11 protein-coding genes are annotated in these 13,848 nt (G+C 45.5%); 6 read left to right on the top strand and 5 right to left on the bottom strand.

Features of this window, described 5'->3' with window-relative positions; translation table 11 throughout:
- Positions 1 to 232 precede the first annotated feature (232 nt).
- The 4 genes from ACDJ58_RS21805 (at position 233) to ACDJ58_RS21790 (ending at position 4,745) form a co-directional block, all read left to right on the top strand.
- Positions 233 to 1,732 (top strand): ATP-binding protein, encoded by a 1,500-nt coding sequence (locus ACDJ58_RS21805; RefSeq protein WP_413372888.1) that lies wholly within the window; start codon positions 233 to 235, stop codon positions 1,730 to 1,732.
- Positions 1,710 to 2,402 (top strand): response regulator transcription factor, encoded by a 693-nt coding sequence (locus tag ACDJ58_RS21800; RefSeq protein ID WP_090903764.1) that lies wholly within the window; start codon positions 1,710 to 1,712, stop codon positions 2,400 to 2,402. Before ACDJ58_RS21805 ends, ACDJ58_RS21800 begins: the two co-directional genes overlap by 23 nt.
- Before the next feature lie 119 nt (positions 2,403 to 2,521).
- Complete coding sequence (locus tag ACDJ58_RS21795) at positions 2,522 to 4,027, top strand: S-layer homology domain-containing protein (RefSeq protein WP_413372886.1); 1,506 nt, start codon at positions 2,522 to 2,524, stop codon at positions 4,025 to 4,027.
- 13 nt (positions 4,028 to 4,040) lie between these two features.
- Complete coding sequence (locus ACDJ58_RS21790; RefSeq protein WP_413372885.1) at positions 4,041 to 4,745, top strand: ankyrin repeat domain-containing protein; 705 nt, start codon at positions 4,041 to 4,043, stop codon at positions 4,743 to 4,745.
- A 148-nt stretch (positions 4,746 to 4,893) separates the two neighbouring features.
- Here the strand turns inward: ACDJ58_RS21790 and ACDJ58_RS21785 are convergent, their stop codons facing one another.
- Positions 4,894 to 5,094, bottom strand: a complete 201-nt coding sequence (locus ACDJ58_RS21785; protein WP_413372884.1) for a hypothetical protein — start codon at positions 5,092 to 5,094, stop codon at positions 4,894 to 4,896.
- Between the two features lie 185 nt (positions 5,095 to 5,279).
- Here ACDJ58_RS21785 and ACDJ58_RS21780 point away from each other — a divergent pair, with 185 nt between their 5' ends.
- On the top strand, positions 5,280 to 5,771 hold the full coding sequence (locus ACDJ58_RS21780) for a hypothetical protein (protein WP_413372883.1): 492 nt from the start codon (positions 5,280 to 5,282) through the stop codon (positions 5,769 to 5,771).
- A gap of 77 nt (positions 5,772 to 5,848) precedes the next feature.
- Here the strand turns inward: ACDJ58_RS21780 and ACDJ58_RS21775 are convergent, their stop codons facing one another.
- The 3 genes from ACDJ58_RS21775 to ACDJ58_RS21765 form a co-directional block, all read right to left on the bottom strand.
- Positions 5,849 to 7,675, bottom strand: a complete 1,827-nt coding sequence (locus tag ACDJ58_RS21775; protein ID WP_413372881.1) for an ABC transporter substrate-binding protein — start codon at positions 7,673 to 7,675, stop codon at positions 5,849 to 5,851.
- Positions 7,676 to 7,740: 65 nt separating this feature from the next.
- A complete protein-coding gene (locus ACDJ58_RS21770) occupies positions 7,741 to 9,255 on the bottom strand; it encodes an ABC transporter permease (protein WP_413372879.1) in 1,515 nt (504 codons plus the stop codon).
- Between the two features lie 12 nt (positions 9,256 to 9,267).
- On the bottom strand, positions 9,268 to 10,710 hold the full coding sequence (locus ACDJ58_RS21765; RefSeq protein ID WP_413372877.1) for an ABC transporter permease: 1,443 nt from the start codon (positions 10,708 to 10,710) through the stop codon (positions 9,268 to 9,270).
- Between the two features lie 146 nt (positions 10,711 to 10,856).
- Between ACDJ58_RS21765 and ACDJ58_RS21760 the strand changes: the two genes are divergently transcribed.
- Positions 10,857 to 12,608 (top strand): dipeptide ABC transporter ATP-binding protein, encoded by a 1,752-nt coding sequence (locus tag ACDJ58_RS21760; protein WP_413372876.1) that lies wholly within the window; start codon positions 10,857 to 10,859, stop codon positions 12,606 to 12,608.
- Positions 12,609 to 12,708: 100 nt separating this feature from the next.
- Here ACDJ58_RS21760 and ACDJ58_RS21755 read toward each other — a convergent pair whose 3' ends face one another.
- Positions 12,709 to 13,497, bottom strand: coding sequence for a hypothetical protein (locus ACDJ58_RS21755; protein ID WP_413372875.1), 789 nt, complete (start codon positions 13,495 to 13,497; stop codon positions 12,709 to 12,711).
- Positions 13,498 to 13,848 lie beyond the last annotated feature (351 nt).

Below are 13,848 nucleotides of genomic sequence, written 5' to 3'. Positions count from 1 at the left end.
ATATTGCAATTGACTCACACACAGTTCTTTCCGAATGATTAGCATATGTAAATAATAACGGAGATATATTCCTCCTCTGATTGTCGAGAAACCCAGGTCATTTTTACGACCTTGGGTTTTTCTTGTGTTCAGGCAGAACTGCTGATATGGAATACTCATATGGGCATTTGGATTGATCTTGTGTTAACATGTGCACTAACTAGCCCAATAGCATGATTAAGAAGGGGATACCATGTCAATTCGAATAAAAATGTTGCTGTCCTTCACGGGCATGCTCGTCATAAGTCTGCTGTTCATCCTGCTTACGGCTAGTCTGTATACGGTTGCTGCAACAGGCGATCTGCAGGGTTTCCGCGATATTTACAAAGTACATTATCAGGTGAATCCACTCACTGAACAGGGAGAATCGATCTTTCAAGAGATGAAGTTTCTGGCCAAAAATGATCCGGACGAGCTGCAGAACAAGGTTTTGCTGCGCAAGTACGACATGAAGCTTCGAGCCGAAAAGTCTGGGCTCTACGTCAGACGGGAGAATAGCCAGATTTTCGAATCGCTGACCTTCAACCAGCCAGAACTGAAGCAAGCACTGCCTGCCTATGATCTTAACAATTATCAGATTCGCAGCACCTTCAACATTAGTGAGCGATTCTATGCATATGCGAAATTTGATTTTCAATATTCAGATGGAGAAAGGGGAAGTATCTTTGTCATTCGTGAGAGAAGCCCATTTGCAGAGCTTACTCGCAAGCTGCTACCTGTGATGTCACTTCTGCTCATCGGCGTTCTCATCATCGCGAACCTGCTCTTATTCCGCTGGATCACTCGCAGCTTCATTAAGCCATTGAATCAACTACGGAGTTCAGCCGAACATATTAAGGATGGGAATCTGTCCTTCAAGCTTCAACTTAGCTCCAATGATGAGGTTGGACAACTCAGCGAAGCGTTTGAGAGCATGCGGAATCAATTGCAGCGCTCCAATGAGTTACGACAGCAAGACGAAGCGAATCGTAGAGAGCTCATCTCCAACATTTCGCATGACCTTCGCACGCCGATCACCAATATTAAAGGTTATATTGAGGGGATTCGTGATGGAGTAGCAAACACTCCGGAAAAAATGGAGACATACGTCAATATCATTCACTCCAAAGCAGTTAGCATGGATAAGTTGGTGGATGAACTGTTTCTGTATTCAAAGCTTGACTTGAATCAGGAACCCTTCCTGTTTAAAGTGGTAGATCTCGTCGATTTCCTAGAAGACAGCATTGAAGAGCTGAGATATGATCTGGAGGACAAAGGGGTGGCTTTGGATTGGGATAACCAGGCATCTGGTTCGGTCATGGCTTCTGTAGATCTGGATAAATTAAAACGCACAGTTGTCAATGTAGTGGATAATGCCCTCAAATATATGGAGAATGAACAAAAACGATTCGGGATTACACTTCAAGCAGACGACGAATGGACTACGATAGCCTTTAAGGATAATGGCAGAGGAATACCGGAAGAGGCGCTGCCTTATATATTTGAACGCTTTTATCGTGCAGAGCAATCCCGCAATTCCTCAACAGGCGGAAGTGGATTGGGACTGGCGATTGCTCGCCAAATCATCGATGGACATGGCGGCTTCATCTGGGCGAAAAGCAAACCCAATGACGGCACGGTCATTTATATCAAACTAAAACGGTTGAATGTAGAGGAGGAGCTTATCGGCAATGACGAACATTTTGATTATTGAGGACGAAACAACGATTGCGGAATTGGAACGGGACTATTTTGAACTCAACGGGTTTTCTGTGGAGCTCTGCCATAACGGAGATGAAGGGCTGAAGCTGGCTCTGGAGGGGAGTTACAATCTGATTATTGTTGATCTGATGCTTCCGGGACTGGATGGCTTCGAATGTTGCAGGCGCATTCGTGAAGTGAAGGAGGTTCCGATCCTTGTCGTCTCCGCGAAGAAGGAGGAGATCGATAAGATTAGAACTTTCAATTTGGGTGTTGATGATTTTATTACAAAACCATTTAGTCCAAGTGAGTTGGTTGCAAGAGCGAAGGCTCATTTGACCCGATACGAGAGACTGCTTGGCAAAAGCAAACCAGCCGAACAAGATGAAATCCACATTCGCGGGCTTCATATCGACAAGGGAGCACGCCGCGTTTTTGCTAATGGTGAAGAGGTAGCAATTACAACCAAGGAATTCGATCTACTCGTATTTCTTGCGAGTCATCCCAACCGTGTATTCAGCAAATCCGATCTGTTCGAGCGGATCTGGAGTATGGATTCCAGCGGAGATATTGCGACGGTTACCGTCCATATTCGCAAACTGCGTGGGAAGCTGGAGGCAGATCCCAAAAATCCGGAATATATTGAGACAGTCTGGGGTGCGGGCTACCGGTTTACCGTATAAGTTTCGAGAAAAATTAGATTCAGTTTATAGTTTGTTAATATTTTTGTCCTTGGGAGTTTCTTTTTGTCCTCTATTCTATAGATACAGGCAACTTCAACCTATAGAGGAGGAATTCAAATATGAATCCTATAACCCGAAAAATGGCTACATTTTTAACGATAACTGCATTAGGCACAGCAGTATTCCCGCTAACTACCAATCACGTACATGCAGCTACATACGTTACTAATGTTGCAGCTACAGCGACACAGCTTACCAACCAGCAGATTGAGGCTGCCATTAAGGAACTGAACAGCTTGGGGATCATGAACGGATATGCCGATCAATCCATGGGTGAACATAGAGCCATTACCCGCGCGGAATTAGCATCACTGGTGTTCAAAACGTTTAATCTGGAGGGCAAGACGGGAGAAAGCGTAGAATTAACGGACGTTAATCCTAACGCGTGGTACGCACCGTATGCATCAAAGCTCGTTGAACTTGGCATCATGCAGGCGAATAATGGGCAATTCAATCCGCACAGTGAAGTGACGGATGCAGAACTGGAACAGGTCGTATCCAAAGCGATGCAGCGTGATGTGAAATCCGTTCACCATTGGATGAGCACTTTCTACTCCGAGAACGGTTCGACCACGCGCGGCGAAACAGCGGTGCTGTTGCAAACGGAGCACCAGGCTATTCCTTCGGAGCAGGCTCAAATCCAGAGCGTTAGATCGCTGAATGCCATTACGTTAATTGTGACGTTCGACAAGCCGCTGACAGCAGCGGATGAAGTATTTGCCAAGGCAAAAACCGATTTTGCGCTCAGTGGTGGGTTAACATTGACCAACATGCCTCGTCTAAAAACAGGGTCCATCGCGACCTACATCGTTCCAACGTCTGTTCAACATGCAGATGAAGTATACAGTCTCACTTATAAAGGCCAAGATGCTGGTTCCTTTGAAGGCAGTGGCACGAAATTAAACATGACGACGGCTAGTCAAATAACGAATGATACGTTCGAGATTGAAGCACTGCAAGAGAACGGTGTAGTGGATTACGGCTATATCATTTCAGCATACAGTGGTGGTCGAGGGGCTAATGCGTTTGTGTTGAATGACCAAGAACAAGCAGGAGGCAAAACGTATCAAATTATTTCCTCCATGCAGGCAAGACAAGTCGTGATTACGCCAGAAGGCGGCGAGCCAATCGTTGCCAAATATGTTCCGTTCACGCAATCGACAGATGGCAAACAAGAACCGAAGTTCCGTTTGCCCGAAGGACAAACATTGCAATCCGGTGTGACATATACGGTTTCTTCTGACTGGGCGAACATCAATAACGCTTCATTCACCGCAAGATCGTTTGATTCGCTGGAGATTGCAAGTGCCCAAGCTGTGAGTGAAACTTCAATTGAAGTTACGCTGGCACAAGATCCTGGGGATGAACTGTTCTCCGGTCGAAGTGTAACATTAACATCACCTAACGGTGACGTTCTGACAGCGACATATAAATATTCAAGTCGGAAAGGCGCCACGGGCGTATTCGACCTTGTTAATGATGGCAAGTTAATCCCAGGCACTACCTATACGATAAGTCCAGTTGGGGATTGGAGTGTCGCTTCTTTGGTAACAGTGGCACTGTAGTAAGGGAGGCAGTATGAATAAGTCGCTGATGATGATTATCCTAATAAGCAGTATGTTCGTCGTTCAAGGCTGCGTGCCTGAAGTGAGAAACGACTCGAAGGTGGAGGAGAAGTTATTGATTTCACCGGATGAGCTGTTGTTGAAGGCAGCCGAGGGAAGAGACACCGAAAGTATTGAAACATGGATTCAAGAGGGCGCCAATATCAATGCTCAGGATCAGAGTGGAAGAACAGCTGTTATGATTGCAACATACAACAATGATCTGGCATCAGCCACAATGTTGATTGAAGCGGGTGCAGATGTTAATGTACAGGATGATATGAAGAATAGCCCGTTTTTGTACGCTGGCGCTGAAGGATACTTGGATATTTTGAAGCTGACGATTGGAGCGGGAGCCGACCCAGCGATAACGAATCGATATGGAGGAACTGCACTTATTCCAGCTTCGGAGCACGGATACGTGGATGTGGTACGAGAACTGCTGACCCAAACTTCAGTGAATGTGGACTATGTTAATCAATTGGGATGGACAGCACTGTTGGGAGCGATCATGTTAAACGATGGCAATAAAGGACAGCAGGAGACGATTCAATTACTCATTGATCATGGAGCAGACGTAAACCTTTCAGATCGTGATGGTGTATCACCGCTTATTCATGCTAAGAATAAAGGCTTCAAGGAAATCGAAGAGATTTTGGTCCGGGCTGGTGCGAAATAGAGTATTGTTTTTATTTTGTATAATTCCAGTTTCTTGCTCCAGGGTAGAGAATATTGACAGGAAGAAGCATCCTGATCAATACAACGTCTAGCGAATAGGCATTCATATAAATAATAAAGGAGGCGTATTCCGCCTCCTTTTTATGTGGTTACTTTTGATCCGAAGAGGGATCCTGATTGAATCGTTGTGAAATTTTCTTCTCTGTCTTCTTACGCCGAATCCAGCGCTTGAATATACTTTCATCTTTTCTTCCCTGCAGTGTTTCCTTCATGCCTTGGATCATAAATTCGGACCTTCGTCTGTCATCCCGACTAATCTCGCGTAGTTCCTTAATAAATTTGTCGTCCATATCTGCCTCTCGCTCATTAAGTATATCTCTATTATACCGAACGTACGTTCTTTTATCAAGTTTTACCATAATCGAATTTTTTGGACGATTTTAGTGAGAAAGAGCACAGGATTCAGCCCTCTCCATATGTGAAAATGGAATAGAACTTTCAGTGAAATCTGTATAACATGTCTGGAGGGTGAGGGATGAGGACTAGTGATGATGGAATGAAGCGTGAATGTGGACCTGAAAGATCGTGGGCGCTCATTATTGTGCAGGGGTTACTGGCCATTGGTGCGATCATTGGAGGGGGAGCACTCATTATCGATCCATCGGGAAACCTTGTCAAAATGCCGGATTCATTGTTGGAACATTCCCCGTTTGGCAGTTTTCTGATCCCGGGAATTATACTATTGTTGGTTCTTGGTGTTATGCCGATGATCATTGCCATTTCACTCATTCGTCGCACTCACTGGGAAATAGGTGAAAAACTAAATCTTTACTCGAATCAATACTGGGGATGGACGTTCTCCTTATATACGGGATTTGCTCTGATCATCTGGATTATGGTACAGGTATACTGGATCCAGCATGTATCTGTTATCCATCTGGTCTATTTTGCTTGGGGAGTGGGGATCCAGATCGTCACTCTGTTGCCTGGCGTACAGCGAAGGTATCAGGCAGACTGCTCATCATAATATATTCTTTCTATAAAGATAAACGGCTGTCATCCGGATCTTGGAGTGATCCGGGTGACAGCCGTTTATCTTTATTGTTACTTGGAAGCCTGGTAGGCGCTCAAGAATTCTTTCACTTTTGCCGGATCGGACTTCAATTCATTCCCGGTCTGCACGATTGGACTTACTGTAGAGTACGCCTTAAGTTTGTTGTTTTTGTAGAACTGCAAAATGTCATCCTGATTGATGGAGTACAGTACGGATTTTCTCAGGTCACTGCTCTTGGCAACTTCCCGATTAGCTGTGTTGAACAACAGATAGGAAACCGCATTGCTCGGAATGCTCTGCAATTGCAATTTGCTGTCATTTTTGATGATGTCATACTTTGTTTCGGATACTCCGTAGTACAGGTGGATTTCACTGCTGCGAAGAGCAGACAACGCACTGTCGGCATCGGAGATGAACCGAACATTCACCTGAGAGATTTTGGGTGCATATTCAGAGCCTTTACGGTAGCCGGGATTCTGATAGAATACACCTTCATAATCATTTTTATATGCCAAGATATATGGGCCGCTGGCATACAGGGTGTTGTTGTAAGCAGCACCTTCAGTCACGGTATTCTGATCGCCGTAAGGAATGTCTTTATTCACGTCAAACGAAGCTACATCATACGTATTGATGCTCTCGACCTGCTTTTTGGACACAATGCCAGCAGACTGGTGAGCCAGATAGTTCAATACTTGCGGGAAAGGTTCCGTGGTTGTGAGTTTCACAACTTGATACTTCCCGGCAGCGTTATCGGCTTTGTTTTTGTCCGTGACCAGTTCCGTAATTTTGGTGCCAAGCCCTTGTTCCAATGCTTCTTTAACCGTACCGCTGCCACTGGATTGCTGAATGGATTCCAAGGTGCTCAAGTCTGTTACCAACTCGGCTTCCTTGATATGTTCGTGCAGGCTGTATGTCCGGTGATCCGGTACGGAATCTTTGTTTTTGGCACGATCGAGAGAGAAGATGACGTCATCTGCACCGACACGTTCTCCCGTATCTACCGCTTTTTTATTATCAATCTTGGCAAAGTTGATATCGTCTCTGAGAATGAAGTAATACTCCGAGTTCCCCTCAGCAATGCTGAAATTGTGAGAGAGGGAACCCTCTGCTGTAAGCTGATCGTCATCTGTCAGGTTAACGAGACGTACATACATGTTGGTGTTCAGTTGGTTGATGGAACCGTCATTTCCTTTGATCGGGTCAAGGGAAGTCAGGACGGAGGCGCTTTGTGTCAGAATTAATGGTTCTTTTGTATTTTTGGAGCTGTCTTTGAATTCAATAGGTTCCCATGCCATGGCGCGGGATTTGGACAAGCGAACGGTGTCTGCATTCAGAATGTCTTTGTTCACAGCCTGACTTTTCAGGGAAATGTACAGCGGAGCGATATAGGCTTGATCGGTTACCAAGCGGTCCTCCAATTGTTTATACGTATCCTTGTACTCGTCTGGAGTCTGGGTAGCGGCCTGGTCAATAAGTTTATCGATTTCCTCATCAGCCAGAATGCTGTAGTCTCCGCCTGTTTTGAAGAGTGAACGAACTGCATAATCCGGATTCCCGGTTACCGTTGTCCAACTGGACAGCGCAATGTCATAATTGCCTGCATCCTGCTGGGATTTGTAGCTGCCGTAATCCGGCTGTAAGTTCAGCTTGACATTGAAGCCATTCTTGGTAAGTTGGTCGCGGATAATGTTCACGTCATTTTCGGAAGAGCTCTGAGCCAGTAATTCGATGTCTACCGGTTTTTGGTTTTGCGTGTTTTCTGTTGTATCGGACGGTGCGGTTTCTGACTGGGATTCCGTCTTGGTCTTCACATTGCAACCAGAGACCACAAGGACAAAAGTTAATAGTATTGCTATCAGCATGCGTTTTTTCATGAAAATACCTCCAGATAAGTTCATAATCAATGGAATTCAAATTGAGTTGAATATTGTAGAATCGGTTAAGCCTTTTCCAGCTTCGGATCAAGCGCATCACGGAGTCCGTCACCAAGAAAGTTGAACGAGAGTACGAGCAGAATGATCGCAAGACCTGGATAGATGGCCAGATACGAATGGGTTTCCAGATACGTGCTTCCCAGCTTGAGAATGTTGCCCCACTCGGGAATATGCGGCTCCACACCGAGCCCCAAATAACTCAGACTGCTGGTGGCAATGACCGCTCCGCCGATCGTGAGTGTAGACTTGATAATCATGGGTGCGAGCGAGTTCGGAATAATATGTTTGAAAATAATGGAGCGATTGTTGTAACCCAGTGCACGTGCAGCTTCAACAAATTCAAAAGTAGATACATAGAGCACACTAGCCCTCATGGTTCGTGCATAAGTTGGGATCGAGCCCAGGCTGAGTGCCAGAATAAGATTGATCGTATTGGCCCCGAACGCCGCAATGATGGCGATAGCGAGCAGAATACCCGGGATGGCATAGAGAATATCCAGCAGTCGCATGATGATATTGTCTGTGTGTCTTCCGTAGAATCCCGAGAAGGCTCCGAGAATACCGCCAATTAAAACCGGAATCAGAGTTGACATGAATCCTACGATCAACGATATACGGGCACCGAATACAATCCGGGAAAATAAACATCGTCCAAAGTCATCCGTTCCCAATGGATAGGCAAGCGATGGGGATTGAAGCAAGGCCGAGTAGTTATTTTCTACAGCCATGCTGTAATCAAAAGTAAAGAAGCTGCAAATCGAAATCGAGAACAGGAAAATGATAAAAAACAAACCGGACATTGCCGTGACATTTGGAGCAAGACGCTCCCACAGATCATTCCAGAAGTTGGATTTCTGTTTACCTTGTCTACGGATTCGTCCAATGATGGAAATACCCAGCAGCAGTGCAAACACATTCCCTGTGACCGAAGTCAGAATCAGGATCATGCTCACGCCCAGCATCCAGCGTGGAATGATTGAGGCTGAGGTATACCGTGATACGATAAACAGCACCACCAAATCAATGACAAGAACAAGTACGAGCACAGCCATGGCTGGCAAAAACGTATCCGCAACATACGGTTTAAACATATTGAGTGCCGAGACCCCAATAACGAACAGCTGGGTCAGCAGCATATACACGGCAAATGTATACTCAATGCTCTTTGTTTTCTTGATCAGATGAAAAGCGGGCGTCACGATAAAGATATTGCCTGAAATGATACCTAACAGTTGGACCCAGGCGAGTCTGCGAGTCAGCACAGAGATTGTCCCCTGCCGAATCAGGTCTCTCCGAATCCGGAGCGTCAGCACACTCTGGACCAGCGTGAAAAATAGGTAGATTCCGAGCGCAGTCAGCAGAAATGGCCTGAACACCCGAAGGCTCCAGTCATAACTGTTGAACAACAGTAACACCGACAAGAGAAGGGAAGTGACCCAGGCGAAGCTCGCCTGACTGTACTCCTGTGAAGACTTAAGCCGAAAACGCATTTCTTGTGTGAGTGAACCCGATTTTGTCATAGTGCACCTGCTTTAATATTGTTTCATCTTGGAACGAACTCTGGGATCGACAAAAGCGTACAACAGATCTACCACAACATTAATGATGGAGATCGTAATCGCTGTGTATATGACCCCGCCCATAATGCTCGGAATATCAGGGATAAACTGTTTATCCACAATGTAGCTGCCAAGACCGCTGATATTAAATACTTTCTCCGTTACAGCCGCCCCGCCAAGCATGCCTCCGAATTGAAGACCTACAACGGTTACGATTGGAATTAGCGCATTGCGCACAGCATGTTTCAGCAGAACCTGTCGTTCGCTTAATCCTTTGGCACGAGCAGTCATCACGTAATCCTCATGAATAACTTCCAGTGTGGAAGAACGAGTCATACGGGCCACCGCAGCGGTTAATCCCGTTCCCAGTACAATCGTTGGCATAATAATAGACAGCCAGTTCTGTGGATTGAAGGTAGCCGGAAGCCACTGCAGCTTGATCGAAAAATTCAGGATGAAAATAAGTCCTTGCCAGAAATTCGGAATCGATAATCCAATCAATGCAATAAACATGAACGTGTAATCAAACAGTGAATTGGGCTTGATCGCCGAGATGATTCCGATTGGCAATGCAATGACAAGGGCAAGCAGCAAGGAGATAACGGCCAGTGTTAACGTGATTGGAAACTTTCTGGCGATCGTAGCCGTGACATCTTCATTCCCTGAAAAAGACTTGCCGAGATCAAATAGCGCTATGCCCTTGATATTGTTCCAGAGCTGGACAAGGTAGGGCTGATCCAGGCCATAGACATGGTTAAAAGCTGCGATCTGTTCCTGTGTCGCTGTTTCTCCGAGAATGTTGGCCGCCGGATTGAATGGAGACAGGTACAAGATGGTGAATACAAGTGTAGCTACGCCCAGAATGACGAATACCGTCATCAGAATTCTTTCGAATATGTACTTTAGATAAGGATTGCCATACAAAAACATCATGGCGTACATCAGACAGCCCGGAATAACCGATATCGCAAGGAACCAGGGTTTATCAATCATCGATTGGAATGTATCGGCCATCGTCAGGCGCTGTTTTCCCTGTTCCTGAAGTTTGCTGAACGTTCGTTCCTTTAACTCCTTCTGAACTGATTCCTCCAGCCACTCCTCCGTCTGACGCTTAAACTCTGCCTCACTAACTTGCTGACGAAAGAAACGGTGTTTACGCCTCAACTGTTCTTCAACGTCCGTCCGAAGTTTATCCCGGTAAGAAGTGGAGAGCATATCGCGATCAACAGCTTGTTGAACCACGGCCCAGCCATCCCTTTTCCTTCTAAATTGCCAGATCAGAAGCACCACCAAATTAACGGGCAGTCCGAGAATAAATAGAACATATCGATAGGAGGGATGAAGCAGCATTTTGCCATAAATAAATCCCAGGGTGTAAACAAGCTGTGACATTTTGCTGCCTTTTGCAAGATTCAAACCATGCGAGCCTCCTTTCATCTTATTTTAAATTGCATTATTCCGATTGATATAGTATATATTATTTAGAGTCTATTTAATTGTCAAGGTATGGAAGAGTATACATATGAGCACTTGTGAAAATATGGATGAGGGCTGGTGATCAGATGCAACCTTTGCTGAAAGTAAATGAGTTGTCTGTTTCTTTTCATTCCGGAGAGAGTGAATTTCAGGCGGTGAAGGAAGTCAGTTTTGAAGTGCGGAAAGGGGAAACACTTGGCATTGTAGGGGAATCCGGCAGTGGGAAGAGTGTGACGGCACGTTCCATTATGAGGCTGCTTGCCTCTCCTCCTTCGCAGATGAAAAAGGGTGAGATCCTCTTTAAAGGGGTAGATCTGGTCCATAAAACGCAAAAAGAGATGGAGAGTATCCGTGGCCGTGACATCGGCATGATCTTTCAGGACCCTATGAGCTCTCTTAATCCGACCGTTAAAATCGGAAAACAGATCACCGAAAGTCTGATTAAACACCAGAAGCTTTCCAGAGGAGAAGCGAAGAAGCAGGCGATTGCCATGCTGGAGCTCGTTGGTATCACCCGGAGTGAAATACGTTTCAATCAGTACCCACATGAATTCTCCGGAGGTATGCGTCAGCGGGTGATGATCGCTATTGCTCTTGCTTGCCGTCCTGAATTGTTGATTGCGGATGAACCTACAACTGCGCTTGATGTTACTATTCAGGCCCAAATCCTTAATTTGATGAAAGATATGCAGGCACAGCTGGGCACTTCCATTATTCTGATTACCCATGATCTCGGAGTAGTAGCAGGCATGTGTGATCGGGTCGTGGTCATGAAAGACGGGCAGATTGTGGAATCCGGCACAACCACAGAGATTTTTGTGAATCCGAAGCATCCGTACACAGCAAGGCTGTTGAATGCATTACCTCGACTGGATGAGAAGAAAAAGCCAAAACTCGTCTCGTTGGTGCCACGCGATCTGGAAGATGATCAGCCTTTACTGGAAGTGAAGTCCCTCAGACAACATTTTAATTTGGGTAAAGGCAACACTTTAAAAGCTGTGAACGATATCAGTTTCGAGATTCGCCAAGGGGAGACGCTGGGGGTCGTAGGCGAATCGGGCAGCGGGAAATCGACTACAGGCCGAGCCATTCTACGACTGCATGAACCTACAGGTGGGGATGTGCTGTTCAAAGGAGTGCCGCTCAATCGCCTCTCTGCCTCAGAGATGAAAACGATGAGGCGACATATGCAGATTATTTTCCAGGATCCGTATGCCTCGCTTAATCCGAAATTTAGAATTATGGACATTATTGGGGAAGCCTTGGATATTCACCATCTTGCCGGCAGCCCCGCTGAACGGGAAAAGCGTGTGGAGGAATTGCTGGAGATGGTGGGTCTCGATCCGGCTCATGCACAGCGTTATCCTCATGAATTTTCGGGTGGGCAACGACAACGGATTGGAATCGCTCGTGCACTGGCCGTGGAGCCTGAATTTATTGTATGTGACGAGCCTTTGTCTGCGCTGGATGTGTCCATTCAGGCTCAGATCGTACAACTGCTTGAAGAATTGCAGCAGCGACTTGGTCTGACATACCTGTTCATTGCACATGACCTGTCCATGGTTAAACATATCAGTGATCGTGTGGCTGTCATGTATAACGGGAAGATTGTGGAGTTAGCAGAAAGTGAAGAACTATATTCGAACCCTCAGCATGAATACACAAAGGCTTTGTTATCGGCCATTCCGGTTCCGGACCCGGCTGTGGAAGCGAAGAAAAAACGTCATGCTGTAAACGAAACGCCAAGAGAGACGGTAGAAGTGGAAGATCGCTATAATCTGGAACAGTCCCGATGGGTGGAAGTAAAAGAGGGACATTGGGTGGCAATTTCCGGATAAGGTGAACCATCTATTTTCACTCAAAAAAGAACTCCGGCAGTGATCTGTGGAAGATCATTGCGCGGGGTTCTATTCATGCCCAGCAGGCACAGTGAGCTTATTATTTGAACTGAACGGATTTCTTGATGTTGTCGATCTCGGCCTTCGTTGTATCATCCAAATACGTGAAAATGAAGTTGAATGCATAGCCTTCAATAATAGTGCTGTAGTAATCTTGCGTAATGGTTGAACCATTGCCCGCATCCATCGTAATTTGCATCAGATCCATCTCTTTGCCACCGATGGTTTCGGTTGTGAATTCCTTGTATTCATAAGGGAACTGGCTGTCCACCATGAATTTCTTCGTTGCTTTCAGATAATCTTTACCTGTACGAATTCCTTGCAGCAGGCTTACCTTCTCAGCAATCGCCATAGCAGAAGGACCGACTTGACTTCCGTCCAATGGATATTGTGAAGCCATCAACAGGTTCAGTGTTTTGGCCTGGGACAGTTCAATTTGTTTTTTCTTCGTTTCATCGTCTCCAGCAATAACTTCGGAGGAAGCGTTAGTCAGCTCATTCATGCCTTCGGCATCCTGGAACTCCCAAGCTTCGGGGAATTTCAGCGAAACACCAAAATAGTCATTGTTGTAAGAGCCTTTTGCCGTAGTTCCCAATTCAACGTCTTTGGAGTTATCTGTTTCCTTGGACTCGGAAGTGGATGCTTCTGAGCTCTCCGTGTTCTCTGTATCTTCTGTCTTGGCTGTGTCTGTATCTGTGCCGGCAGTGGTTTCTGTTGTAGTTGATTTGTTCGTTTTGTCGTTGTTATCCGCTTTGTCGCCGCAGGCTACAGCAACCAACAGAATCATAATTAACATGGCAAATAATGAAGCTTTTTTTGGAATAGACATATTACCCTCCTGAAAATGTGTGTGTGTTCTTTTTCTCTCTCTAATTCATGTGTACCAGAAAAGTCTAGAGCAGATGTACACTTTTACCACCTATTGGAACCTTTAAGTAGTATCTTTATAGATAAGACAAACAGCAGGCAATTGAAACAGATTTTAAGCTGAATTGCACACTTAATTTGTTGAAAATGTTCAGGATGGGTATTCCGAAAGATATTAGCAAGTTGTTTTTTTGTGTGAAAAGGCCGATGCCTCGATAACGTCCAAAGTAGTCAGCGAGTGCATTGAGCGGAAAGTTGATTTTGCAAAATAGATATGTTACGCTTACATTACAAGAGAAAAACAACCGAATAC

Origin of the sequence: Paenibacillus taichungensis (genome assembly GCF_047302525.1) — a bacterium.
In the GTDB taxonomy this organism is placed as follows: domain Bacteria; phylum Bacillota; class Bacilli; order Paenibacillales; family Paenibacillaceae; genus Paenibacillus; species Paenibacillus taichungensis_B.
This window is presented reverse-complemented; position numbering and strand designations above follow the sequence as displayed.